Source organism: Escherichia sp. Marseille-Q3837 (assembly GCF_916618735.1).
In the GTDB taxonomy this organism is placed as follows: Bacteria; Pseudomonadota; Gammaproteobacteria; order Enterobacterales; family Enterobacteriaceae; genus Escherichia; species Escherichia ruysiae.
In genome coordinates this window covers 3067260-3091856 of sequence record NZ_CAKAKC010000001.1, presented here as the reverse complement: position 1 = coordinate 3091856, position 24597 = coordinate 3067260, and the positions used below count along the sequence as shown (strand labels likewise).

Annotated in this window: 36 protein-coding genes and 2 tRNA genes; 16 read left to right on the top strand and 22 right to left on the bottom strand. The window is 46.2% G+C overall.

Annotation, left to right across the window (positions count from 1 at the left end; translation table 11 throughout):
• Window positions 1-122: 122 nt before the first annotated feature.
• The 9 genes from rzoD to LG381_RS14820 all read right to left on the bottom strand — a co-directional run bounded on the left by rzoD (window position 123) and on the right by LG381_RS14820 (window position 3932).
• Window positions 123-308 carry a prophage lysis lipoprotein RzoD gene (rzoD, locus tag LG381_RS22360; protein WP_001228696.1) on the bottom strand — a complete coding sequence of 62 codons (186 nt, stop codon included), beginning with the start codon at window positions 306-308 and terminating at the stop codon, window positions 123-125.
• A gap of 216 nt (window positions 309-524) precedes the next feature.
• Window positions 525-1058 carry a lysozyme gene (locus LG381_RS14855; RefSeq protein ID WP_000992101.1) on the bottom strand — a complete coding sequence of 178 codons (534 nt, stop codon included), beginning with the start codon at window positions 1056-1058 and terminating at the stop codon, window positions 525-527.
• A gap of 63 nt (window positions 1059-1121) precedes the next feature.
• The gene (locus tag LG381_RS14850; protein WP_000193264.1) at window positions 1122-1472 is read right to left on the bottom strand and encodes a YdfR family protein; all 351 of its coding nucleotides are present in this window, start codon (window positions 1470-1472) and stop codon (window positions 1122-1124) included.
• A 4-nt stretch (window positions 1473-1476) separates the two neighbouring features.
• Window positions 1477-1692, bottom strand: coding sequence for a class II holin family protein (locus LG381_RS14845; RefSeq protein ID WP_000839572.1), 216 nt, complete (start codon window positions 1690-1692; stop codon window positions 1477-1479).
• Between the two features lie 292 nt (window positions 1693-1984).
• Window positions 1985-2059, bottom strand: a tRNA-Gly gene (locus LG381_RS14840).
• A gap of 3 nt (window positions 2060-2062) precedes the next feature.
• Window positions 2063-2138 (bottom strand) — tRNA-Thr (locus LG381_RS14835).
• A 365-nt stretch (window positions 2139-2503) separates the two neighbouring features.
• Entirely contained in the window at window positions 2504-3046 is a 543-nt protein-coding gene (locus LG381_RS14830; RefSeq protein WP_000640136.1) for a DUF1133 family protein, read from the bottom strand.
• Entirely contained in the window at window positions 3043-3333 is a 291-nt protein-coding gene (locus LG381_RS14825) for a DUF1364 domain-containing protein (RefSeq protein ID WP_001551052.1), read from the bottom strand. Before LG381_RS14825 ends, LG381_RS14830 begins: the two co-directional genes overlap by 4 nt.
• Window positions 3333-3932: a DUF1367 family protein gene (locus LG381_RS14820; RefSeq protein WP_032170692.1), complete on the bottom strand. Its 600-nt coding sequence runs from the start codon at window positions 3930-3932 to the stop codon at window positions 3333-3335. The genes LG381_RS14825 and LG381_RS14820 overlap by 1 nt, the downstream gene beginning before the upstream one ends.
• Window positions 3933-4799: 867 nt before the next feature.
• Between LG381_RS14820 and LG381_RS14815 the strand changes: the two genes are divergently transcribed.
• A complete protein-coding gene (locus LG381_RS14815) occupies window positions 4800-5141 on the top strand; it encodes a DUF1971 domain-containing protein (protein WP_001445776.1) in 342 nt (113 codons plus the stop codon).
• 82 nt (window positions 5142-5223) lie between these two features.
• Here LG381_RS14815 and LG381_RS14810 read toward each other — a convergent pair whose 3' ends face one another.
• Window positions 5224-5349, bottom strand: coding sequence for a Hok/Gef family protein (locus LG381_RS14810; protein WP_001445775.1), 126 nt, complete (start codon window positions 5347-5349; stop codon window positions 5224-5226).
• 522 nt (window positions 5350-5871) lie between these two features.
• Here LG381_RS14810 and LG381_RS14805 point away from each other — a divergent pair.
• On the top strand, window positions 5872-6645 hold the full coding sequence (locus LG381_RS14805) for a KilA-N domain-containing protein (RefSeq protein WP_000200358.1): 774 nt from the start codon (window positions 5872-5874) through the stop codon (window positions 6643-6645).
• Between the two features lie 120 nt (window positions 6646-6765).
• On the opposite strand, the gene LG381_RS14800 is transcribed toward LG381_RS14805, so the two are convergent.
• From LG381_RS14800 to LG381_RS14770, 7 genes are all read right to left on the bottom strand, one after another.
• Complete coding sequence (locus LG381_RS14800) at window positions 6766-7269, bottom strand: hypothetical protein (protein ID WP_032170691.1); 504 nt, start codon at window positions 7267-7269, stop codon at window positions 6766-6768.
• A 162-nt stretch (window positions 7270-7431) separates the two neighbouring features.
• Complete coding sequence (locus LG381_RS14795; RefSeq protein WP_001605354.1) at window positions 7432-7854, bottom strand: DUF977 family protein; 423 nt, start codon at window positions 7852-7854, stop codon at window positions 7432-7434.
• A 15-nt stretch (window positions 7855-7869) separates the two neighbouring features.
• Window positions 7870-8631, bottom strand: a complete 762-nt coding sequence (locus LG381_RS14790) for a DUF1627 domain-containing protein (protein WP_225762582.1) — start codon at window positions 8629-8631, stop codon at window positions 7870-7872.
• Window positions 8632-8653: 22 nt separating this feature from the next.
• Window positions 8654-9400: an ATP-binding protein gene (locus tag LG381_RS14785; RefSeq protein WP_049143875.1), complete on the bottom strand. Its 747-nt coding sequence runs from the start codon at window positions 9398-9400 to the stop codon at window positions 8654-8656.
• 6 nt (window positions 9401-9406) lie between these two features.
• A complete protein-coding gene (locus LG381_RS14780) occupies window positions 9407-10195 on the bottom strand; it encodes a hypothetical protein (protein WP_049143876.1) in 789 nt (262 codons plus the stop codon).
• A 77-nt stretch (window positions 10196-10272) separates the two neighbouring features.
• The gene (locus LG381_RS14775) at window positions 10273-10695 is read right to left on the bottom strand and encodes a toxin YdaT family protein (protein WP_000693803.1); all 423 of its coding nucleotides are present in this window, start codon (window positions 10693-10695) and stop codon (window positions 10273-10275) included.
• Window positions 10692-10946: an AlpA family transcriptional regulator gene (locus LG381_RS14770; protein ID WP_001072342.1), complete on the bottom strand. Its 255-nt coding sequence runs from the start codon at window positions 10944-10946 to the stop codon at window positions 10692-10694. The genes LG381_RS14775 and LG381_RS14770 overlap by 4 nt, the downstream gene beginning before the upstream one ends.
• A 79-nt stretch (window positions 10947-11025) precedes the next feature.
• On the opposite strand from LG381_RS14770, the gene LG381_RS14765 reads away from it, so the two are divergent.
• From LG381_RS14765 to LG381_RS14760, 3 genes are all read left to right on the top strand, one after another.
• A complete protein-coding gene (locus LG381_RS14765; RefSeq protein ID WP_000233319.1) occupies window positions 11026-11445 on the top strand; it encodes a helix-turn-helix domain-containing protein in 420 nt (139 codons plus the stop codon).
• A 287-nt stretch (window positions 11446-11732) separates the two neighbouring features.
• Complete coding sequence (locus LG381_RS22355; RefSeq protein ID WP_019842375.1) at window positions 11733-11867, top strand: hypothetical protein; 135 nt, start codon at window positions 11733-11735, stop codon at window positions 11865-11867.
• 10 nt (window positions 11868-11877) lie between these two features.
• Entirely contained in the window at window positions 11878-12033 is a 156-nt protein-coding gene (locus tag LG381_RS14760; RefSeq protein ID WP_001169151.1) for a YdaF family protein, read from the top strand.
• Here LG381_RS14760 and LG381_RS14755 read toward each other — a convergent pair.
• Window positions 12030-12518, bottom strand: a complete 489-nt coding sequence (locus LG381_RS14755; protein ID WP_001312793.1) for a superinfection exclusion B family protein — start codon at window positions 12516-12518, stop codon at window positions 12030-12032. The genes LG381_RS14760 and LG381_RS14755 overlap by 4 nt on opposite strands.
• Before the next feature lie 440 nt (window positions 12519-12958).
• On the opposite strand from LG381_RS14755, the gene kilR reads away from it, so the two are divergent.
• From kilR to ttcA, 10 genes are all read left to right on the top strand, one after another.
• Entirely contained in the window at window positions 12959-13180 is a 222-nt protein-coding gene (gene kilR / locus LG381_RS14750; RefSeq protein WP_000560223.1) for a killing protein KilR, read from the top strand.
• A complete protein-coding gene (locus tag LG381_RS14745) occupies window positions 13180-13350 on the top strand; it encodes a YdaE family protein (protein WP_001485242.1) in 171 nt (56 codons plus the stop codon). Before kilR ends, LG381_RS14745 begins: the two co-directional genes overlap by 1 nt.
• 74 nt (window positions 13351-13424) lie before the next feature.
• Window positions 13425-13700: a protein RacC gene (locus tag LG381_RS14740; RefSeq protein WP_000632297.1), complete on the top strand. Its 276-nt coding sequence runs from the start codon at window positions 13425-13427 to the stop codon at window positions 13698-13700.
• Between the two features lie 101 nt (window positions 13701-13801).
• A complete protein-coding gene (gene recE, locus LG381_RS14735) occupies window positions 13802-16402 on the top strand; it encodes an exodeoxyribonuclease VIII (protein ID WP_000105133.1) in 2601 nt (866 codons plus the stop codon).
• Window positions 16395-17204, top strand: coding sequence for a recombination protein RecT (gene recT / locus LG381_RS14730; RefSeq protein ID WP_000166319.1), 810 nt, complete (start codon window positions 16395-16397; stop codon window positions 17202-17204). The genes recE and recT overlap by 8 nt, the downstream gene beginning before the upstream one ends.
• A 56-nt stretch (window positions 17205-17260) precedes the next feature.
• Window positions 17261-17455 (top strand): type I toxin-antitoxin system endodeoxyribonuclease toxin RalR, encoded by a 195-nt coding sequence (gene ralR, locus LG381_RS14725; RefSeq protein WP_042038331.1) that lies wholly within the window; start codon window positions 17261-17263, stop codon window positions 17453-17455.
• Window positions 17448-17636: a DUF1187 family protein gene (locus LG381_RS14720; RefSeq protein ID WP_001302840.1), complete on the top strand. Its 189-nt coding sequence runs from the start codon at window positions 17448-17450 to the stop codon at window positions 17634-17636. The genes ralR and LG381_RS14720 overlap by 8 nt, the downstream gene beginning before the upstream one ends.
• Window positions 17637-17735: 99 nt before the next feature.
• The gene (gene xisR, locus LG381_RS14715; protein WP_000079604.1) at window positions 17736-17951 is read left to right on the top strand and encodes an excisionase XisR; all 216 of its coding nucleotides are present in this window, start codon (window positions 17736-17738) and stop codon (window positions 17949-17951) included.
• A gap of 1 nt (window position 17952) precedes the next feature.
• Window positions 17953-19188 (top strand): site-specific integrase, encoded by a 1236-nt coding sequence (locus tag LG381_RS14710; RefSeq protein ID WP_074428196.1) that lies wholly within the window; start codon window positions 17953-17955, stop codon window positions 19186-19188.
• Window positions 19189-19239: 51 nt separating this feature from the next.
• Complete coding sequence (gene ttcA / locus LG381_RS14705; RefSeq protein ID WP_222679818.1) at window positions 19240-20175, top strand: tRNA 2-thiocytidine(32) synthetase TtcA; 936 nt, start codon at window positions 19240-19242, stop codon at window positions 20173-20175.
• Window positions 20176-20269: 94 nt separating this feature from the next.
• Here the strand turns inward: ttcA and dbpA are convergent, their stop codons facing one another.
• The 4 genes from dbpA to LG381_RS14685 all read right to left on the bottom strand — a co-directional run bounded on the left by dbpA (window position 20270) and on the right by LG381_RS14685 (window position 23166).
• Window positions 20270-21643, bottom strand: a complete 1374-nt coding sequence (gene dbpA / locus LG381_RS14700) for an ATP-dependent RNA helicase DbpA (protein ID WP_222679817.1) — start codon at window positions 21641-21643, stop codon at window positions 20270-20272.
• Window positions 21644-21672: 29 nt separating this feature from the next.
• Window positions 21673-21846, bottom strand: coding sequence for a protein YnaL (gene ynaL / locus LG381_RS14695; protein WP_032225105.1), 174 nt, complete (start codon window positions 21844-21846; stop codon window positions 21673-21675).
• 274 nt (window positions 21847-22120) lie between these two features.
• Window positions 22121-23104 carry a zinc transporter ZntB gene (gene zntB / locus LG381_RS14690; protein ID WP_016158374.1) on the bottom strand — a complete coding sequence of 328 codons (984 nt, stop codon included), beginning with the start codon at window positions 23102-23104 and terminating at the stop codon, window positions 22121-22123.
• A 14-nt stretch (window positions 23105-23118) separates the two neighbouring features.
• On the bottom strand, window positions 23119-23166 hold the full coding sequence (locus LG381_RS14685; protein ID WP_212741833.1) for a hypothetical protein: 48 nt from the start codon (window positions 23164-23166) through the stop codon (window positions 23119-23121).
• Between the two features lie 195 nt (window positions 23167-23361).
• On the opposite strand from LG381_RS14685, the gene LG381_RS14680 reads away from it, so the two are divergent.
• Window positions 23362-24594 (top strand): sensor domain-containing diguanylate cyclase, encoded by a 1233-nt coding sequence (locus tag LG381_RS14680; protein ID WP_225762581.1) that lies wholly within the window; start codon window positions 23362-23364, stop codon window positions 24592-24594.
• Window positions 24595-24597 lie beyond the last annotated feature (3 nt).

The following is a 24597-nucleotide window of genomic DNA, read 5'->3' as shown; positions in this document are numbered from 1 at the left end:
AGATCTTACTTCACTGTTCCTTATGAAACAATCATCAAAATGAATCATATTGTAGTTAAGATTTTACTTTAAACACTGTTCGGTTATGTATTGCTGAGCACCTTCAAGTTGGGCCTGCATCATTACCAGTCGTTCCCGGAGGGTGAAATAATCCCGTTCAGCGGTGTCTGCCAGTCGGGGGGAGGCTGCATTATCCACGCCGGAGGCGGTGGTGGCTTCACGCACTGACTGACAGACTGCTTTGATGTGCAACCGACGACGACCAGCGGCAACATCATCACGCAGAGCATCATTTTCAGCTTTCGCATCAGCTAACTCCTTCGTGTATTTTGCATCGAGCGCAGCAACATCACGCTGACGCATCTGCATGTCAGTAATTGCCGCGTTCGCCAGCTTCAGTTCTCTGGCATTTTTGTCGCGCTGCTCTTTGTAGGCGGTGGCGTTATCACGGTAATGATTGACCGCCCACGACAGGCAGACGATGATGCAGATAACCAAAGCATAAATAATCGCGGCGACTCTGCTCACTGCTCTATCCCCCAACAGGCTAATGCGCTTTCCTGGTCACGACGAATAACCTGTCCATAGCAGTTATTTGAACGTATGCGGCAATCGCGCCCACCATCTTTTATCCACCAGCGAATCGCCTCGCATGCGCCCTTACGATCACCGGCATTCAGCCGCTTATAAAACGTCGACGGGAAACACTTACCGGGGCCAATGTTATAGGGACAGAATGACGCTATACCCGCTTTTTGTGGCTCGGTCAGTGGTACTTTAATATTGCGCTCCACCCATGCCAGCGCCTTATCACGCTCAATGGCGTTGACCTGGTCGCATTTTTCCTTCGACAGTTTCATACCGGGAAAAACGGGTTTTCCATCCACCATCGTGGCACCCCGACAGATGGTCCAGATGCCGGACCCATCGCGGTATGCCGTTGTGTGGTTACCTTCTTTTTCATCCAGAAACTGGTCGAGAATATCAGGCGCGGGCGCACCGACGGCAATCAGTGCCAGAACGGCAGCCGACAGGCCGTATCTGATTTTTGCGTTCATGGATATTTATCAGGATTTATCGGTTTCTGCCCACGGACAGGTTTATCTGTTCCGGTCAGTGACTTAAGGTTGTGATTCCGGAGGAGTCTTCAGAGAACCAGTAATTCTTCCCGGTAGCTTTCCTTTGTAGGTTATCCATACATTCTGCGCCTCTAAAATTACGGGGCGCTTTTCCGGCGACTGCTCATCCCCTTCACATAACCCGGCAGCAACATCCAGGAAGACCTGTCTGATGCTCATTCTGGCTGCTGCCTCATAAAACTCCAGCGCGGCACCTTCAACACGGTCCAGCGAGATGTCCAGGTCAAAAATTTCACCGTCAAAGCGTTTTTTGTCCCGTAACGCTAAAGTTACCGTAACTTTATTCTCAAAATTGCGGATCCCTTTCACAATCAGTTCATAGTTTTGAGTCATTGAATTACTCTCCCCGTGCAGCCTTACGCTTGTCTTCTCTGATTTTGAAGTACAGATTTGTCAGATAAGTCAGGAAGCCCAGAACCAGACTCCCCAGCACACCAATCGCAGCCCACTGTGACGGACTGACCTGATCAAGCCACTGTAAAAACCAGTAGCCAGCACTGCCTGCGGAGGTGCCATAGGCAATGCCCGTTGAAATTTTGTCCATGGATTTCATAGCCTCACCTCCGCAAATAACGGATGGCGTAGTTTTACACTGAGAAATGAAAGGGATTTGAAAAGAAAAGCCCGCAAAAGCGGGCGAAACAATATATACAGTAAGGAAAGCACTCTATCCAACAAACCACCCACAGTTAATCGGAATAAAAGCAGAGTGCTTATGAATGATCGCCTGCCCGAAGGTTAGTATTTCTGCACAGCAATTTTGCAAAAAAAAGCGATCATTCATAACTTAAACGTCTTTCAGTCACTCCGGGATTTCCCATCATCGCAGACTGAAAGACTCTAACTGGAGCGGGCAGCGGGAATCGAACCCGCATCATCAGCTTGGAAGGCTGAGGTAATAGCCATTATACGATACCCGCATATGGTGCCGACTACCGGAATCGAACTGGTGACCTACTGATTACAAGTCAGTTGCTCTACCTACTGAGCTAAGTCGGCATTGGTTCTTCAGGGGAGCGATATCACCGAGCGATATCACCGAGCAAAGAAGAGTTCCCCCTCAGAACCGTTTTCGATGATACAATTTAATATTCCAATCGCAACAACACTTTGCGTCAAGCTATGTAAATTTATTTATGTATTTTTATTTTATGTGAACATTTCACCTTCACTTAAAATATACGCGACAATATATAAACAAATTTATTTTGAAGGCAATATTAAATGTCGTTTCTTATATCACACCACAATAACAACAAAACCCGCTTGATGGCGGGTTCTATTAAAGTTTAATTGCGCTTGATTCGCCTCGCGATACAGCTTTGCGAAGCGTAGCAAAATTGAAGCAGTTTATGCGTAAAAAATCAAGCCGTTTTTTGAGCGAATGATTCTCGCATGGGAATGTATAGCGCATACTCAGCAACGGCCAACCAATTAGCAATTCGCTTTTCGCATGTGCTAAAACACCACTCTGGGTGTGCATCATTTAGCAATTCAGCCATTTTGCGTTTGGTCATCCCCCGCCCCTCATACCGTTGCCGAAGGACGCTAATCAATCCTGGATGCTCTGCCAGCACCTCACTTATGACCCGATCAATACATAACGCCTCTGCATCAGTACAATGCGCCAGCCAGCTCTTTTGCTTACCGTTAATCATATCCCGCAAAAAAGCCTCAAGTTCAGACTTGTTCAGACCTGCTTTTTTCATCCTCCGGAGCGCCTCGTTAATTGCCGTTTTTGTCAGCTTTTTAGAGGCCAACAACTGGTTGAACATATTCCCCGTCTTACCGCCGCCAATATACGACCAGCGCCCCCACATGCGCAGTTTTCCCTGAATCCAGACACTTTCCAGCGTGGTGAGACGAAGGTGTTCCCCGCTTTTGCCTGTATTTGTTGGGTAAATCATAAATAACCTTCCTTTCTCCAGATTTCTTGCGTGCGAAAAACACCTTCTGCATGCATCAGGCGTAAATCTTCTTTGGTGTAATCGCTTGTTTTTACCCGCCCGTCGATTAAATCGTGGCATGAGCTACAGGCAATCGCCGCCTGCATATCGTGTGGTTTTGTCGCTGTTCCGCACGTTCCCGCCAGTCGGTAATGCGCCAGCACAGACGTTTCCGGATCGTGATTGCAGTAGCCAAGAATTCTGACGGTGCACATCCGCCCCCGCGCCGCTTTACGTAAATCCACCATTACGCAAACTCCAGCAGCTGCGCGGCCACATTTTCGACTTGTTCCGGAGAGGAAAATTTACGGAACAGAATCCAGTTCCACAGCACATTCAGAACAGATTTATAAACCTGCTGAAACTCGGTTTCGTCCATATTCGCAAAAGCGATAGATTTTGCCCGACGCCCGCGGCTACCGTCCGGATAAAAATGTTCGGTGTAAAATCCAGCCTGAATGGTTACCCACTCGCGAAAAGCCTCAAACGACTTTAGCAATGCCGTATCCCGGGTTCTGCGTGTCGCAACTGTATTCAGATATTGCTCTGCGGCTTCGCTCAGAGCTGGCGTATGTTCCCGGCCTACTGATTCACATAGGTAATCAACGAATCCTGAAACCAGCTTTCGTTCGCGAGGCGTGATCGCCCCACCGACCGGAGTCCAGTAATCGAATCCCAGTTGCAGGAGTTTGAAAAAACGCTTGTGGAATGCGTAGTTACGCACACGCTTAAAGTCTGCGTGTATCCACTCGCCTATTTTGATTTGATGCAAAAAATCGCAACTCTCCGGCGTCGCCGGGAGAAGTAGTCCAGAAGAGGTTTGTTTGACCAGTTGTATATGCGCCATTTCTCAATCTCTCGATGGCGCAGTGCAGCAGATGCCAGTTGTTCAGGCTGACGAATAAAGTATAAATAAACTGGCTATGGTGTAAAGCTCCACATAACATGAACAAACACTACATATCAAATAGCTGATACAAGGATAGAAATACAACACTTATTATTAAAAACGATTAGATAAATTACATTTTAATGTTATGAAAAAGTTCTTTTTTATCATAACATTTCAACAAAAGCATTACAGATGCACATCCCGTCATCATCAATTATTTAAGGTGGTTAAACATGGAAAATAACAACTATGCACATCTCGCTCCTTTTTTATCCGTAATCCTTTTCGCTGGCTGTTTTATATGGGCATTATTTTTATAAAGTAGCCGCATGATTAGTTTCTGGAATCATGTTTCCCACTCAAATCATTAACATTTGATAAGATATATCTAAAAGGATGCCTTTACATTATTTGATGCGTATATGATTTATTTATATGCACAGTAAAGGCACCCTGGAAATAATCAAGATTAATGATATATTGCTTATCTCATCCCCCACTGTCTTTCACCCGGAAAACATTTATCGTTAAAAATATATCATAAGTAATTAAATTGAAATTTCAGAACACAACTAATGCACACAATAAGATTCAGTAACAGTAATCTATGCGGACTATATCGAGATTTTTTAGTTAAACTTTAATAAGTTATTCCTAACACACAGAATGCACAAACTAAAAGTAAAACAAATAGTTATACGAAAAACAACCATATTGATTCTATCTTCTCCTCTAATCAACATATCAATTATGTGTTTCATAACAGTTTGACATAACCCTCAAAAAGGTGCATTTATAATGCATGTTTTATGGGAGGTGGTTATGACACACAAGAGAATTCCTAAAGACTGGGTAATCAAACGCTCAACTCCGTTCTTCACAAAAGAGAACGTACCTTCAGCGTTATTAACACATCATAATACAGCAGCAGGTGTTTTTGGACAGTTATGCGTGATGGAAGGTACTGTAACATATTATGGTTTTGCTGATGAGAATGCTACTGAACCGGAGATAAAAGTAGTCATTAATGCTGGCGCTTTTGCAACAAGCCCACCACAATACTGGCACCGTGTTGAACTAAGCGATGATGCTCAGTTTAATATTAACTTTTGGGTAGCTCCAGACTTCTCAGGCGAAAAAGTCTATACCGCAAAAAAAGAATAGCCACGCTATAAATATCTTATTAACTAGTCCCGGCGTGGTTCTTTCCCCGCTGGGTCTTTTACTCAGATTAGTAGTCTACGAATCAGAGCCTCCGTCTGCCAGTTCGGATTCGTACCTCGCAGAGGTCTTTCCTCGTTACCAGTGCCGTCACTATGACGGTTAAACAGATGACGATCAGGGCGATTAACATCGCCTTTTGCTGCTTCATAGCCTGCTTCTCCTTGACCTTTCGGTCCGTAAGAGGCTAATCTCTATGTGTCGCATAGATATGGCCTCAGATTAATGTTAAACGTCTTGCAGGACGCGTAATGTTAACTGGGGCTTTTCTCTATCTACCTTTGGTGTTCATGCCCGAGGCAGATAGCCTCAAGCACCCACAGCAATTCTAACTATCCAATACATCACTGCCAACACTTTAAACTCTTACCCTTTAAAACAAGAACAAAATTCAACCAATCAGCATTGGGCGTATACTCATATCCTAGAGAAAACAACTCTTTCTGTACCATTTATATCCATATGATTTATAAGCATTTGCCACTTGCCATAGCCGCACAATGACAGTTTGCCATTTGATGTCAATAGATAAAAATGATCGTTTTCAATGAGTTACATACTTGCAAGGCGTTGCACATCAGGCCCGATTACGTCAGTATCAAAAGATTACAGATGGTGCATTACTGCCACCTCGCCTTAATGTTCCAGAACTCTCCAACTTGAGGAATTTTCAATGACATCCTTTCAATTATCTTTGATTTCTCGTGAAATTGACGGCGAAATAATACATTTACGTGCCAAAGATGGTTACATAAACGCCACATCAATGTGTAGAACTGCGGGCAAACTGCTCTCTGATTACACTAGACTCAAAACTACTCAAGAGTTTTTTGACGAATTATCACGCGATATGGGAATTCCCATATCGGAGTTAATTCAATCATTTAAAGGTGGAAGACCTGAAAACCAAGGGACATGGGTGCATCCTGACATCGCTATTAATCTAGCGCAGTGGCTATCGCCCAAATTTGCAGTCCAGGTTTCAAGATGGGTTCGTGAATGGATGTCAGGGGAAAGAACTACAGCAGAAATGCCTGTACATTTAAAACGGTACATGGTTAATCGTAGTAGAATTCCTCACACGCACTTTTCTATTCTTAATGAACTGACATTCAACTTGGTTGCACCTCTTGAACAAGCAGGGTACACACTCCCAGAAAAAATGGTTCCTGACATTTCACAAGGAAGAGTATTTTCACAATGGTTAAGAGATAATAGAAACGTAGAACCCAAAACATTCCCTACCTATGACCATGAATATCCCGATGGTCGCGTATACCCTGCAAGGCTGTACCCAAATGAATATTTAGCAGATTTCAAAGAACATTTTAACAATATTTGGTTGCCGCAATATGCCCCGAAATACTTCGCTGACCGGGACAAAAAGGCTCTCGCCTTGATTGAAAAAATTATGCTACCTAACCTCGATGGCAATGAACAGTTCTAAATGATTAGCCAGCCCCATAAGGGCTGGTTATTTAGTATTATCAACCCCAGCGGCAAATCGAATACACCACCAGCGCCACCGCCATCGCAATTCCTACCGTTGTGAATGCTTCAGGCCAGGTCATCGTAAAACATCCTCCACGCTTATAAGTCCGCTTCGCTCCAGGTAGTCCATCACTTTATCCGGCAATTTGCAGCCCGGTTTCGCTTTCTTCAGTTGACTAACCAATTGTTTAACCAGCATTGTCAATTCGCGAACTTGTTTCCCGGGCTCCCCTTTGCCCTGAAGCAGGGCAGCGCGGCAAGCGTTCCATCCCTCAGCATATGTTTCAGTTACACCATCGAGATGGCATGTAAGCAAATCCATTTCTTCCGGCACTACGGGCGCTGGAAAAACGGCATAGGGTGGCGTCCATTTTGGCGCTTTATCTCCAGCCGAACGCTGATACCAGTCATCCGGTTTGTATTCATAAAAATCACCAACTGGCTCTGCTTCCAGCGATGCCAGAGCAATTTTGAATAATTCGCCCTCTACCCGTGCCATCCCTGAATTGGGGTGGCATTTCTCAATCGCTATTTTTAATTTAGCTTCTTCGATTAATTGCTTTTTGGTTAATTCAGTCATTTTTCATTACCGCCCTTTCGGGCCGCCTCCTAATATTTTGAGGGTGCAGCCCCCCCCCTCCGGTTAAGGATTAAATTTTATTTACAGTGCTAAATTTAATTATTCAGATTTGGATTATGATTTCTCTTTCAGTTCACGCAGTTCCCTGATTGTTAATTTGGCTCACAACAGCACATCCTGAAAATTACCCTGATAGAACGCCAGTACACGCTGCATGACTTCGCTCTTCCGGCACTCGCGACAGATTATATTCAGACGCCTGTCATAGCGGCGTATTTCTCCGTCTGGTAATGACCAGATAAGGTCCGGATCAACTACAGCAGGTTTCTTCACCTTTGCCCTCGATAGTTTTTTGCGGGCGTTTTGCCAGTCTTTACGCGCCTGTTCAGACGGGAATAACCCGTAACCAGAGTTGTATACATCGCCACTGGCAACCAGCTCACTGGCGAGAACACTCATCAGATATCTTGTCGCACCTGTCTTGGCTTCCAGTTGCCGTAACGTCTCGCGACCGCTCAGACGTACAAGTTCAACAACCTGCCCTTTAATTTTTTCCCGCTCTTCTGGTGTAAATACTTTTGCCATAGGTGCCTCCGGCAATCACTTTTCCGATGCAACATGGCGGGAAGAATCAGTAATCTGTCGTACAATATCCCTGTGCTTGTTCAACTCACGCAGCGCGGCGCAGACACACTCCCACTTCTGGACATGATTTTTCGCCCGACGCAGTTCGCGGTTTGCCATATGCAGTGATGGTAAAACCAGGTCATCCGCTCGCGTTTCAGTAAACGATGGCAGCGACTGCACAATGTCCGCCACAGTTTCTGTTTTAATATCTTCCTGTGTTGCAGCCTCCTGTACTGGTAACGCAACACCTGCGGTCTGAGGAAAGGCCTTACCATCAGTTTCCGCTACCGATGCTGCTTTCGGCTCTGCTGGTAAATTATCGCCCGGTATGCAGTAACGAAATTTACCGCCCTGATTTACGCGAATCAGACGACCTTTGCTGATTGCCATTGCCAGCGTTGAAGCCACTTTGCGTGATGTGGTACCAAACAATGTAGCCAGCTCATCAGCCGTTTGTGGTCCGCGTTGTTCAATCGTCGCGGTTAAATCGCACTCTGAGATTTTCGCTACTGTTGCTGTGGTGGTTTCTTCCGGCAGTTCTACCTGCGCTGGCTGTTCCTGCTGAACGTTGTTATCAACCACACGCCAGGTGTACGCGCTTTTATCAACACAACCAGCCTTTTTCAGTTCCCATAGTTCGTTCAGCACTTCTTCACGACTGATATCAAGTCGAGCAGCAAGTTCTATGGATGTGGCTTTTCCCATTGCTTTCAGTGCGTCAAAAACAGTCTCCATTAAATTTTTCTCCCGGTAAAAATTACTTCGCAATTCCTAGCTGGACGACATTCGGACGCCAGCTCTCCCAGTTAAAATTCACCCATCGCCCGCCGTTCATGGTCATGCGATCCATAATCCGCTCGCCGAGCAATGTTTTCATGGCCTCATAGTTCAGGTTTGTCAGCATCCCCACGCTGCGCATCGAAGCTGTCCGGCGATCAACAATCTGGTGCAGTACCACCTGCTCGTTTTTCGTCTCGCGCTGAATGCCAATTTCATCAAGAACCAGCAGATCCACTTCGCACAGTTCCCGCAAAAATTTTTCGCCTGACTGCCCGTCGTCATAGCTGGCGTGCAGGGCACTCATAACATCAGCCACGGTAACCACAATCACTGTCTGACCGTCTTTCAGCAGGCGATTCCCGATAGCTGCCGCTAAGTGGTTCTTCCCGGTACCAGGTTTTCCGCTGAACGCAAAATTTGTACACCCGGTCGTCAGTTCATCAGCGATGGATTTCGCCTGACTCAACGCGTATCGCTGGCCGTCGTTCTGCACCTGGTAATTCGCAAACGAGCATTTGCGGTGCAACGGCTGGATGCCGGAGCGATTCAGGATTTTTTCCACCCGCAACTGACGATTCTGACGGTTGATCTCCTCACAACGTTTCTGGCCTTCTGCAAGTTGCCACTCGCGCCACTCCGCCACCGTCCTGAATGGCGCGGTTACATGTGGCGGGGCCAGTCTGCGGATACGTTCCAGAACGCCGCCTGTCGCAATATTTTTCATGCTTCGTTACCCCCTGAAGCCTGGTGGGATCGCACTGTCCGGAAACGAGACGGTGTTAACCTGTCGAAGCAACGTCTCAGGCCGAACGCCTTTCGGCGCGAACAAGCCCTGGTATTCATGGGCAATGCTGTGTCTAATCACCTGCTCAGGTGAAAAACCCTGCTGGCGGAATTTTTCCAGCTCCCGTATCGCCCCGTTAGCGCCCTGCTCCGTTCGAATCGGTTTTCGCAATGCCTGCCTGAACTGAACCCACTCATGCCAGAGTGTTTCCGGCAACCAGTCAGGCAGCTCGATAGCCTCCGGTTCGAATTTTTTAGACGCTCGTTTTTGGCGAGGGGGATTTAGGGGGAGATAAGTATTTATATCTTCCTCTTTCTCTTCCTCTGGTAACGCTTTTTGATCCGTTTTTGTAACGCTGGCAGCGTTACCTTTTCGTTTCAGTTCTCGTATTTTTGTTACTCTCTCGTTTGTAACCGCCCGTTTTTTAGAGCTTTTCCCGTTATGGCGCTCAAAGTTAGGAAGCGACAACACACCATTAGTTTCGACCAGCCATCCAACCTGAATTAACGCATCAGCAAAACCAGCCATAAAAGTGATGCGATCTATTGCACTTTTTGTAACGCCGCGAGCGTTACACTCTGCGTTACCGTCTATCATTTGTTGATCCGCCCATGCCCAGAAGCGAATGACTTTCCCTAATGCGGCATCTGGATCAATATTCAGAATCTCAGCAAGCCTGAATATTTCCGGCTTATCCGGCGTAATAACTTCGAGCTTTATCCAGTTTGAAGCCATTTGTTTTCACCTTGTAACGCTCGCAGCGTTACATTTAACTGATACCGAACAAAACAGTTCGGTACGATTAATTTCAATCAATGCACTACGACAGAATCGCTAGGAGAACCGCCGCCGCTGAAATGTGCTTTACGGTAAACGGCCTGGACTGCATCATCATGCGCATCAATTGCCGTACTCAGTGCATCCTGTGCCGCCAGTAATGCACGGCGTTCCAGGGTATCGAAGATGCAGAGTCGGTGACGCAGCTCGCGAGGAAGAATTGCCAGAACCGCAGGGATCAGTTTCTGAATTTTTTCCCTTTGCGCATTCGTTTCACCTTTCAACCAACGATGATAGATATTCTGCTGATTGTTCCAGTCCTTGCCTGGTACCAGGGGCAATTCGCCGCCCCCCTGGCGCAGATATTCTTCAGTAATTGCGTTAGCGACCCACGCCTGCCCTTTTTCGGCTGCCAGGGCTAACAACACTGATTCGATGTGCTCATGCTTGATTTTCATGAATCAACTCCCATCAGCTTTTTCGTAGTAGTTTTATTTCTGCCAATAGTTAAAATTGCATCGGCAGAAAATAATCCGTTTGATGCATGAGCGATTTTTTCAGCGTAATTTGTTTCGCCGGTATATTCTGTGCGAGGCAATTTTCCGTTATCCATCCATTTGTAGATTGCTCTTTGGCTGACACCACAAACGTCGGCCACAACAGAAACGCGAACAGTTTTGATTACATCTTCAAGTGTTTTCTGGTTCATATCACCCTCACAATGTGAACTTTGAGTACATGCTATAACAGAACTGACAGTACATTCAAGAGCGAATATCATTGAACTTATGGTTCATGAAGATAAAGCGCGTAAAGAGTTCGCCAGTAGGCTTGCGCTAGCCTGTGAAAACGCTGGTTATGAACAACATGGAAGGCAGGCAGAAATTGCCCGTCGAATGAAATTAACACCAAAAGCGGTTAGCAAATGGTTTAATGGTGAAACAATTCCTCGCCGAGAGAAATTAAGGGAATTAGCAACACTCATTGGAACAACACCAACCTATCTTTTGGGAGAGGATACAGAAGAAAGTGGACAGATACGTTTCTATCAGGAGTTAAATCCAAGACAAAAAATCATCATTGACCTTCTGGACGAGCTCCCTGACAGTGAGACAGATGAACTTTTAAAAACTCTTGAGGAGAAAAAACAGAAGTACAATGCAATTTACGAAGAGTTAGCACGAAAGAAAAAACAAAAAGCCTCTTAAACCAGCATAAATCCGGTAGCGTCCCCCTCCGGGTTTGTGCTTCACTTTATCCCGTCTCATTTTTTTATACATAAAATGTACTTAAAGTACTTTACAATGATGAACACAAAGTACATTATATACCTACCAACCCACCCCGCCCCACAGAACGCCGGGCAATACTTCGAGTTACCAGGCAGTGGTCAGGGGTTAAGTAGCCAGCCCGAGGCGTATGAACATGACGGCGGGATTCAAATTTTGCAGTGCAGCAGTTAGTTCCGCCACCCGGCGTTAAAGGGAGAGATAAGATGGTGCATTACGAAGTAGTTCAATATTTGATGGATTGTTGCAGTATCACTTACAGCCAGGCTGTGCAGGCTTTACGCAGCAACGACTGGGATCTCTGGCAGGCAGAAGCCTCTATCCGCAACAACAAGATGTGAGGTGCGAAAAATGCAAAAAATCGACCTCGGCAACAACGAATCCCTGGTGTGCGGCGTGTTCCCCAACCAGGATGGAACGTTCACTGCCATGACGTATACCAAAAGCAAAACATTTAAAACCGAAACTGGTGCGCGCCGATGGTTGGAGAAGCACACAGTAAGCTAACGATTAAAACGTCTACTCCTGCTGTTCCAGAATAACTTCATAAAATGGGAGTATTTTTCGGTGACGAGATAATAAGAACAGTTTGCGCTATCACTCTGATGTTGAATGATGCCCTTCCGTTCTAATTTTTTCATAACCGGGTTACGGCAAGGAGAAGTGATAATAAGATTTCCTGTTTTAAGGAAATCTTTAAATACAGCGATTTCTTTCTCAGATAAACGAAGCAATACTCGTTGCTCTGGTAGTAATGAATAATGCTTTTGAATATGTGCTCGCAATCTTGAGAAGGAAATGGCGACCACGAAAGAAAAGGCAAAAACGATAATCTGAAAGAGCCAAGGTATTTCAGTATAAGCATTGAATGCGACAGTAAACTCTTTCGGTATCAGCCAGAGAGTGAGACCAAAAATGATAATCGTATACATAAGTCTTTCGAGTGGCTCGTTAGCAAAAAGTTTCAACAATGGAGTAAATACATCCAACATATCAATAACTCTCAACTGTAAGGGTATTGAAATGTTAACACAAGCTCTCGCTGTAGGGGTATAGCCGAGACCACCGAAGCCCGGAGGTGGTGAAATAAAACCGGGCACAACACGAAGGCGCATTTCCGATATCCATAAAGAGTCGGTCTTGTCTGTTAAATTTAAATGGTGGGAGTGCGCCTCCGGTTGTAAATAACGACATTGCTGTGTGTAGTCCTGGCGGCATCAGTTTTTTCTTGAAGTTCGGCTGATGTCCGCCCTTTTTTAAGTGAATTTTGTGATGCGGTGAATGCGGCTAAGCGCACGTGGCACAGTTAAAAGTCATGTTAGTCCTTATTGGTTTGGGTGGGAAAGCCGACTGTAATTGTTAACTGGTTGCAGTCACCTGGAGGCACCAGGCACCGCATCAACAAAGTTCATTTGTAAAAATGGAGATAATTATGATTGCACATCACTTCGGAACTGATGAAATACCACGTCAGTGTGTGACTCCTGGCGATTATGTTCTTCATGAAGGCCGGACATATATTGCCTCGGCAAACAATATTAAAAAGCGAAAACTATATATTCGTAACCTGACCACAAAAACATGCATTACTGACCGCATGATTAAAGTCTTCCTCGGTCGTGATGGTTTACCTGTAAAGGCGGAGTCATGGTGATGACTAAGAAAATAAAATGTGCTTACCACCTTTGCAAAAAAGACGTTGAAGAAAGCAAAGCTATTGAAAGAATGCTTCACTTCATGCACGGGATTTTATCAAAAGACGAACCGAGAAAATATTGCAGTGAATCTTGTGCCGAAAAAGACCAGATGGCACATGAACTTTAATTAATTGACTATTCGAAACTGAATTTATGCCAGAAATGGCAGGTATTCGCTCAACCTTAATTAAGGAGAAAAACATGATTACCAATTATGAAGCCACTGTTGTAACTACCGATGACATTGTTCACGAGGTGAATCTGGAAGGAAAGCGCATTGGCTACGTAATTAAAACAGAAAATAAAGAAACCCCATTCACTGTGGTTGATATCGATGGTCCATCAGGCAACGTAAAAACACTTGATGAAGGTGTCAAAAAAATGTGCCTGGTGCATATCGGAAAGAATCTGCCCGCAGAAAAAAAAGCCGAATTTCTGGCAACTCTAATTGCAATGAAATTAAAAGGTGAAATCTGAAAGAAATAGCCTGCGTATGGCGCAGGCTATGAACAGTGTGTATCCGGCAAGATCATTCACTGAACAAAACGAATTTTAATCTGAGTTGAGGTTAAAAAACAATGAGCACAAAACCACTCTTCCTGTTACGGAAAGCGAAAAAATCATCCGGTGAACCTGACGTCGTCCTGTGGGCAAGCAACGATTTTGAATCGACCTGTGCCACTCTGGACTACCTGATCGTTAAGTCAGGTAAAAAACTGAGCAGCTATTTTAAAGCTGTTGCCACGAATTTTCCTGTCGTTAATGACCTGCCCGCTGAAGGTGAGATCGATTTTACCTGGAGTGAACGCTATCAACTCAGCAAAGACTCCATGACATGGGAACTAAAACCGGGAGCAGCACCAGACAACGCTCACTATCAAGGCAATACCAACGTCAACGGCGAAGACATGACTGAGATTGAGGAGAATATGCTACTCCCAATTTCTGGCCAGGAACTGCCCATTCGTTGGCTTGCTCAACACGGCAGCGAAAAACCGGTAACGCACGTTTCACGCGACGGACTCCAGGCATTACACATTGCTCGGGCTGAAGAACTACCGGCTGTTACTGCCCTGGCTGTTTCCCACAAAACCAGCCTGCTCGACCCGCTGGAAATTCGCGAACTCCACAAACTGGTTCGTGACACTGACAAAGTTTTCCCTAATCCTGGTAATTCAAACCTGGGACTGATAACTGCTTTTTTCGAAGCATACCTGAACGCTGACTACACCGATCGAGGACTGCTGACAAAAGAGTGGATGAAGGGTAATCGTGTTTCACACATCACTCGCACGGCTTCCGGTGCTAATGCTGGCGGCGGAAACCTCACCGATCGCGGCGAAGGTTTCGTACACGATCTGACGTCACTGGCGCGCGACGTAGCCACTGGCGTACTGGCCCGTTCAATGGATCTGGACATCTATAACCTTCATCCGGCACACGCTAAACGCATTGAGGAAATTATCGCTGAAAATAAACCGCCCTTTTCTGTTTTCCGCGACAAATTCATCACCATGCCTGGCGGGCTGGATTATTCCCGCGCCATCGTGGTTGCGTCCGTAAAAGAAGCACCAATTGGGATCGAGGTCATCCCCGCGCACGTCACTGAATATCTGAACAAAGTACTGACTGAAACCGATCATGCCAACCCTGATCCGGAAATCGTGGATATTGCCTGCGGTCGCTCCTCTGCCCCGATGCCGCAGCGAGTAACAGAAGAAGGAAAACAGGATGATGAAGAAAAACCGCAACCATCTGGAACAACGGCAGTTGAACAGGGAGAGGCTGAAACAATGGAACCGGACGCAACTGAACATCATCAGGACACGCAGCCGCTGGATGCTCAGTCACAGGTAAATTCTATTGATGCGAAATATCAGGAACTGCGGGCAGAACTCCATGAAGCCCGGAAAAACATTCCATCAAAAGATCCTGTCGATGCCGATAAATTGCTTGCTGCATCACGTGGTGAATTTGTTGACGGAATTAGCGACCCGAACGATCCGAAATGGGTAAAGGGGATCCAGACTCGCGATTGTGTGTACCAGAACCAGCCAGAAACGGAAAAAACCAGCCCAGATATGAATCAACCTGAGCCAGTAGTGCAACAGGAACCGGAAATAGCCTGCAATGCCTGCGGCCAGACTGGCGGGGATAACTGCCCTGACTGTGGTGCGGTGATGGGCGACGCAACATACCAGGAAACATTCGATGAAGAGAGTCAGGTTGAAGCTAAGGAAAATGATCCGGAGGAAATGGAAGGCGCTGAACATCCGCACAATGAGAATGCTGGCAGCGATCCGCATCGCGATTGCAGTGATGAAACTGGCGAAGTCGCAGATCCCGTAATCGTAGAAGACATAGAGCCAGGTATTTATTACGGAATTTCGAATGAGAATTACCACGCGGGTCCCGGTGTCAGTAAGTCTCAGCTCGATGACATTGCTGATACTCCGGCACTATATTTGTGGCGTAAAAATGCCCCCGTTGACACCACAAAGACAAAAACGCTCGATTTAGGAACCGCTTTCCACTGCCGGGTACTTGAACCGGAAGAATTCAGTAACCGCTTTATCGTAGCACCTGAATTTAACCGCCGTACAAACGCCGGAAAAGAAGAAGAGAAAGCGTTTCTGATGGAATGCGCAAGCACAGGAAAAACAGTTATCACTGCGGAAGAAGGCCGGAAAATTGAACTCATGTATCAAAGCGTTATGGCTTTGCCGCTGGGGCAATGGCTTGTTGAAAGCGCCGGACACGCTGAATCATCAATTTACTGGGAAGATCCTGAAACAGGAATTTTGTGTCGGTGCCGTCCGGACAAAATTATCCCTGAATTTCACTGGATCATGGACGTGAAAACTACGGCGGATATTCAACGATTCAAAACCGCTTATTACGACTACCGCTATCACGTTCAGGATGCATTCTACAGTGACGGTTATGAAGCACAGTTTGGAGTGCAGCCAACTTTCGTTTTTCTGGTTGCCAGCACAACTATTGAATGCGGACGTTATCCGGTTGAAATTTTCATGATGGGCGAAGAAGCAAAACTGGCAGGTCAACAGGAATATCACCGCAATCTGCGAACCCTGTCTGACTGCCTGAATACCGATGAATGGCCAGCTATTAAGACATTATCACTGCCCCGCTGGGCTAAGGAATATGCAAATGACTAAGCAACCACCAATCGCAAAAGCCGATCTGCAAAAAACTCAGGGAAACCGTGCACCAGCAGCAGTTAAAAATAGCGACGTGATTAGTTTTATTAACCAGCCATCAATGAAAGAGCAACTGGCAGCAGCTCTTCCACGCCATATGACGGCTGAACGTATGATCCGTATCGCCACCACAGAAATTCGTAAAGTTCCGGCGTTAGGAAACTGTGACACTATGAGTTTTGTCAGTGCGATCGTACAGTGTTCACAGCTCGGACTTGAGCCAGGTAGCGCCCTCGGTCATGCATATTTACTGCCTTTTGGTAATAAAAACGAAAAGAGCGGTAAAAAGAACGTTCAGCTAATCATTGGCTATCGCGGCATGATTGATCTGGCTCGCCGTTCTGGTCAAATCGCCAGCCTGTCAGCCCGTGTTGTCCGTGAAGGTGACGAGTTTAGCTTCGAATTTGGCCTTGATGAAAAGTTAATACACCGCCCGGGAGAAAACGAAGATGCCCCGGTTACCCACGTCTATGCTGTCGCAAGACTGAAAGACGGAGGTACTCAGTTTGAAGTTATGACGCGCAAACAGATTGAGCTGGTGCGCAGCCTGAGTAAAGCTGGTAATAACGGGCCGTGGGTAACTCACTGGGAAGAAATGGCAAAGAAAACGGCTATTCGTCGCCTGTTCAAATATCTGCCCGTATCAATTGAGATCCAGCGTGCAGTATCAATGGATGAAAAGGAACCACTGACAATCGATCCTGCAGATTCCTCTGTATTAACCGGGGAATACAGTGTAATCGATAATTCAGAGGAATAATTCAGCCTGGCGGTGTAATGCACCGCCAACTTGAAATATTTTTTATGAGAAAAATTATGAGATATGACAATGTTAAACCATGTCCATTTTGTGGTTGTCCATCAGTAACGGTGAAAGTCATTTCAGGATATTACCGAGCGAAGTGTAACGGATGCGAATCCCGAACCGGTTATGGTGGAAGTGAAAAAGAAGCACTCGAAAGATGGAATAAACGAACCACTGGAAATAATAACGGAGGTGTTCATGTATAAAATTACCGCCACTATTGAAAAGGAAGGTGGCACTCCTACTAACTGGACAAGATATTCAAAATCTAAACTAACGAAATCAGAATGCGAAAAAATGCTCTCAGGTAAAAAAGAAGCAGGCGTTTCCAGAGAGCAGAAAGTAAAACTGATAAATTTTAATTGCGAGAAACTTCAGTCCTCGTGAATTGCATTGTATTCAAATTAAAACTTCATAGCTGATTATTAATAATCAACATCGGGCGTCAATTTCAGTCTAACATTGGCGCCTGCCAGAGGTGATGCGATGGCACAAGTAATCTTTAATGAAGAGTGGATGGTTGAATACGGCCTGATGCTTCGCACTGGTCTGGGGGCCAGACAAATTGAAGCATACCGCCAGAACTGTTGGGTGGAGGGCTTCCACTTCAAACGAGTATCTCCTTTAGGTAAGCCAGACAGCAAACGAGGGATTATCTGGTACAACTATCCAAAGATAAATCAGTTTATCAAAGACTCATGATATGTCTAAATTACCAACAGGTGTCGAGATTAGAGGTAGATACATTCGCATCTGGTTCATGTTTCGAGGAAAACGATGTCGGGAAACATTAAAAGGCTGGGAGATTACAAACAGTAATATTAAAAAGGCCGGAAATTTAAGATCGCTGATAGTTCATGAAATAAACTCCGGTGAATTTGAGTATTTAAGACGTTTTCCCCAGTCCAGCACTGGGGCAAAAATGGTGACAACGAGAGTCATAAAAACGTTCGGAGAGCTTTGTGATATCTGGACAAAAATTAAAGAGACAGAGTTAACAACAAACACAATGAAGAAAACGAAATCACAATTAAAAACACTCAGAATAATAATTTGTGAAAGTACCCCGATATCACATATTCGTTATAGCGATATCTTAAACTACCGGAATGAACTGCTGCATGGAGAAACGCTTTACCTGGATAATCCAAGATCCAACAAAAAAGGAAGAACCGTGCGCACAGTTGATAACTATATCGCCCTGCTCTGTTCGCTGTTGCGTTTTGCGTATCAGTCGGGATTTATATCAACCAAACCATTTGAAGGAGTAAAAAAATTACAGCGAAACAGAATAAAGCCTGATCCGTTATCTAAAACAGAATTCAATGCATTAATGGAAAGTGAAAAAGGACAGAACCAGAACTTGTGGAAATTTGCCGTTTACTCAGGACTTCGTCACGGGGAACTGGCAGCTCTGGCGTGGGAGGATGTGGATCTCGAAAAGGGAATAGTGAATGTCAGAAGAAACCTGACGATACTTGATATGTTCGGTCCCCCAAAAACAAATGCCGGGATCCGAACAGTAACACTACTGCAGCCTGCTCTTGAAGCACTGAAGGAGCAATACAAACTGACCGGGCATCATCGCAAAAGCGAAATCACCTTTTATCATCGGGAGTACGGCAGAACCGAAAAGCAAAAACTGCATTTTGTTTTCATGCCCAGGGTGTGTAACGGAAAACAAAAACCTTATTACTCGGTAAGCAGTTTGGGGGCAAGGTGGAATGCAGCAGTAAAACGTGCTGGTATTCGCCGCCGTAATCCGTACCATACGCGGCATACTTTTGCCTGCTGGCTGTTGACGGCAGGAGCGAACCCGGCATTTATAGCCAGCCAAATGGGGCATGAAACTGCGCAGATGGTGTATGAAATTTACGGTATGTGGATTGATGACATGAACGACGAACAGATAGCCATGTTGAATGCGCGGTTATCGTAGTTGCAAAGTTTGCCCCCAATTTGCCCCATTTAGTACCAGAGAACTGAAATAATGCAAGAAAATCAACAAATTACAAAGAAAGAACAATACAACCTGAACAAATTGCAAAAACGTCTGCGTCGTAACGTAGGCGAAGCCATTGCTGACTTCAATATGATTGAAGATGGCGATCGCATTATGGTTTGCCTCTCCGGTGGTAAGGACAGCTATACCATGCTGGAGATTTTGCGTAATTTGCAGCAAAGTGCGCCAATCAGTTTTTCGCTGGTTGCCGTTAACCTCGACCAGAAACAACCTGGCTTCCCGGAACACGTTCTGCCGGAGTATCTCGAAAAGCTGGGCGTTGAGTACAAGATTGTTGAAGAGAACACTTACGGTATCGTGAAAGAGAAGATCCCGGAGGGCAAAACTACCTGCTCACTGTGCTCTCGTCTGCGTCGCGGTATCCTTTACCGCACTGCAACGGAGCTGGGTGCGACGAAGATCGCGCTGGGTCACCATCGTGACGATATCCTGCAAACGTTGTTCCTGAATATGTTCTACGGCGGCAAGATGAAAAGTATGCCGCCGAAACTGATGAGCGATGATGGCAAACATATCGTGATTCGTCCACTGGCCTACTGCCGCGAAAAAGATATTCAACGTTTTGCCGATGCGAAAGCGTTTCCGATTATTCCGTGCAACCTTTGCGGTTCACAGCCTAACCTGCAACGTCAGGTGATTGCCGATATGCTGCGTGACTGGGATAAGCGTTATCCGGGGCGAATTGAGACGATGTTCAGCGCGATGCAGAATGTTGTGCCGTCTCATTTGTGCGATACCACTCTTTTCGATTTCAAAGGCATTACCCACGGTTCCGAAGTGGTTAACGGCGGTGATCTGGCGTTTGATCGCGAAGATATCCCACTACAGCCAGCGGGCTGGCAGCCTGAAGAAGATGAGAATCAGCTGGATGAATTACGGCTGAATGTGGTTGAAGTGAAATAACCAGGATAGCGCCCGATGCGCAAGATTATCGGGCAACTGTTGTTTAGGCCGGATAAGACGCAACCAGCGTCACATCCGGCATTACAACATTTCATTATTTTAATAACCGCACCCGGCACGTTTTCCCTTTAATCTTCCCGCCCTGTAACTGCTTCCATGCCTTATGGGCAACACCCTGACGCACTGCGACATAAACATGCGCCGGATGCACAGTGATTTTGCCAATATCTGCGCCATCAAGCCCGATATCGCCCGTCAACGCACCTAACACATCACCCGGTCGCATTTTGGCTTTTTTCCCGCCATCAATGCACAACGTCGCCATTTCTGCTTCCAGCGGCACAATGGAACTACTGGCTGGCGGCGTTTGCCAGTTAAGTTTTATCTGCAACATGTCAGAAATGATATTGGCGCGCTGTGCTTCTTCCGGGGCACAGAAACTGATCGCCAGTCCGCTATTTCCTGCACGCGCTGTACGCCCGATGCGATGTACATGAACTTCGGGATCCCACGCCAGCTCAAAGTTCACTACCAGCTCAAGAGATTTGATATCCAGACCGCGCGCTGCGACATCGGTCGCTACCAGCACGCGGGCGCTACCGTTAGCAAAACGTACCAGGGTCTGATCGCGATCACGTTGCTCCAGGTCGCCATGTAACGACAATGCACTTTGCCCTACTTCATTAAGCGCGTCACACACAGCCTGACAATCTTTTTTGGTATTGCAAAACACCACGCAAGAGGATGGCTGATGCAAACTTAATAACCGTTGCAACAGCGGAATTTTGCCTTTGCTGGATGTCTCATAAAATTGTTGTTCAATGGGTGGCAGAGCATCTGTTGAGTCAATTTCAATCGCCAAAGGATCGCGTTGAACACGACCGCTAATCGCGGCAATTGCATCTGGCCAGGTCGCCGAAAACAAAAGCGTCTGACGAGAAACCGGTGCAAAACGGATCACCTCATCAATGGCATCACTAAATCCCATATCCAACATGCGGTCGGCTTCATCCATCACCAGCGTATTCAACGCATCCAACGATACCGTGCCTTTTTGCAGGTGATCCAACAAACGACCCGGCGTTGCCACGATAATATGCGGCGCATGTTGCAGCGAATCACGCTGCATACCGAACGGTTGACCACCGCACAAGGTCAAAATTTTGGTATTCGGCAGAAAACGCGCCAACCGACGTAACTCCCCGGCAACCTGATCCGCCAGCTCACGCGTAGGACACAGTACTAAAGCCTGGGTCTGAAACATCGACGCATCAATTTGCTGTAACAACCCGAGGCCAAATGCCGCCGTTTTGCCGCTGCCGGTTTTCGCCTGCACGCGAACGTCTTTTCCGGCAAGGATCGCCGGAAGCGCGGCGGCCTGTACCGGTGTCATGGTTAAATAACCCAACTCATTAAGGTTAGTGAGCTGGGCGGGAGGCAAAACGTTCAGGGTAGAAAAAGCGGTCACAATCTATTCTCGTGGTCATCGACGCAAAATTAGCAGGCGCGTATCCTCGCAGATCTACGCTCACGATGCGACAATTTAATCGGTTCTTCATCTGGCGGCGGGTCGGGCATAGGTTGCGGACGAGGAATCGGATCAGGCACAGGAATAGGATCGCCAGGAATCGGTTCAGGGACAGGAATTTGCAAATAAATGAGTGTCGTCATATTTCCCTCCGGTCATTGGGTGGACTCTTAAAGGGTAGACGCTGACAAATAACAGGCAAAAAAAAGCCGACTCATCTAAGTCGGCGTCGTACGAATCAATTGTGCTATGCAGTAATTCAAAAAAGGAAGTAAGACAATATGGAGCGCAACGCCCATCGCTTGACGTTGCATTCACCTGCGAGGAAGATATTGCCCTGAATGGGTAGAGAGTTTATTGACTTCGCTCAAACTTTACGGCGTTTTTGTATACAGGAAGTAGACAAATTTTCTTTTGTTACAACCATTTACTACGATGCAACCATAAAGCAACACCACCAATAAGAACAACTAACAGAATACAAAAAAGCGAAAAACCGAATTGCCATCCCCCGCCAGGAATACCACCAAGGTTGACACCAAATAATCCCGTTAAAAACGTACTGGGTAAAAAGACCATTGCCATCAAGGACATCGTATACGTGCGACGCGCTAAGTTTTCCTGCATGACCTGGGCGATTTCATCCGCCATCACGCCAGTTCGGGCAATACAAGCGTCAATCTCATCCAGACCACGTCCGAGACGATCGGCAATATCCTGCATTCGGCGGCGCTGGTCGTCATTCATCCACGGCAGGCGCTCACTGGCAAGACGAGCATAAACATCACGTTGAGGCGCCATATAGCGACGCATAACAATTAATTGTTTACGCAGTAGCGCCAGGAAACCGCGCGGAGGAATTTGTTGATCGAGTAGATTATCTTCCAGGTCGATAATTTTATCGTGCAGTTGTTCTATAAACTCACTGGAATGATCGGTCAACGCATCACAAACATCCACCAACCAGCCGCCGCAATCGGTCGGACCAGTGCCCTCTTCCAGATCGCTAACCACATCATCCAACGCCAACACTTTACGTTGTCGGGTCGAGACAATTAACCGTCCGTCCATATAAACACGCATGGCCACCAACTGGTCGGGACGTTCATCAGTACTGCCATTAATGCAGCGCAAAGTAATCAGCGTCCCTTCGCCAAGACGACTGACTCTGGGCCGTGTACTTTCTCCCGCCAGCGCATCGCGCACATTATTTGGCAGCAGTGGTGTCGTCGCCAGCCACTGGGCGCTGTCATGGTGCACATAATTGAGGTGGAGCCAGCAAGGATGCGCTTCATCTATCTCATCTGTATTTTCCAGCGGTTTAACGCCACCTTTGCCATCCAGAATCCAGGCAAATACTGCATCCGGGACATTTACGTCCGCTCCCTTAATCACTTCCACAGTTGCCTCCATCATCAACGGATTATTTTGTAGTCTAGTCTTCTGGTCATGTTACGCAAAATCTCATCACCCCATTACCCTGAAATGATTAATAAAATCCTGTCAAAATTAAATACAGAAAGCAAAATACTTTTCCTGATTTGAAAACGTGTAAAGCGTTAAATAGCGTCTATCATTATCAGAATTATCTGATCATTTGTCGTGGCATTTTTGCGATCAGGTAGTAACAAAAGATTGATAAAAATAACGGGATTTCAATGACTACGCACAACTTCAATACTCTGGATTTATTAACAAGTCCTGTCTGGATCGTTTCCCCTTTCGAGGAAAAATTAATTTATGCCAATAGTGCTGCGCGACTGTTGATGCAAGAACGCACTTTTAGTCAGCTACGTACCGGGCTCTATTCCATCTCCTCGCAAAACGAACTGCCAAAATACCTGACAGACGTGCATAACCAGCTTGATATTGTAGAAATCCTCACTGTCCAGCGTAATGGTGAAGATACAGCATTAAGCTGTCGGTTGACCCTCAACGAGATTAGTGACACTGGAAAAGTCATTATATTTGAAGGAATGGAAACACCCGCAACTCTGGGTTTAAAGGCCAGCCGTTCAGCGAATTATCAACGTAAAAAACAAGGGTTTTATGCTCGTTTTTTTCTGACTAACTCCGCGCCAATGTTGTTGATAGATCCCTCGCGTGATGGCCAAATCGTCGATGCTAATCTGGCCGCGCTTAATTTCTATGGCTATAACCATGAAACAATGTGTCAGAAACACACCTGGGAAATTAATATGCTTGGGCGTCGCGTTATGCCTGTCATGCATGAAATTTCACGTTTGCCCGGCGGGCATAAACCCCTCAATTTTGTCCATAAACTGGCAGATGGTTCCGTTCGACACGTACAAACTTATGCTGGGCCAATTGAGATTTACGGTGACAGGTTAATGTTATGTATCGTACATGATATTACTGAGCAAAAAAGGCTGGAGGAACAGCTGGAACATGCTGCCCACCATGATGCGCTAACGGGGTTACTTAACCGTCGACAGTTTTACCACATAACTGACCCAGGACAGATGCAGCACCTGGCAATCGCTCAGGACTACAGTTTGTTGCTCATCGACACCGATCGTTTTAAACATATCAATGACTTATACGGTCATCAGAAAGGGGATGAAGTGTTATGCACGCTTGCCCGTACACTCGAAAGCAGCGCCCGCAAAGGCGATTTGGTGTTTCGCTGGGGTGGTGAAGAGTTCGTCTTATTATTGCCCAGAACCCCTCTGGATACTGCACTTTCCTTGGCTGAAACGATCCGCTTGAGCGTGGCAAAAGTGAGCATTTCGGGCTTGCCGCGCTTCACCGTCAGTATTGGCGTGGCGCATCACGAAGGAAATGAAAGTATCGATGAACTGTTTAAACGGGTCGATGATGCGTTGTATCGGGCAAAAAATGATGGACGCAACCGCGTGCTGGCAGCATAAGCC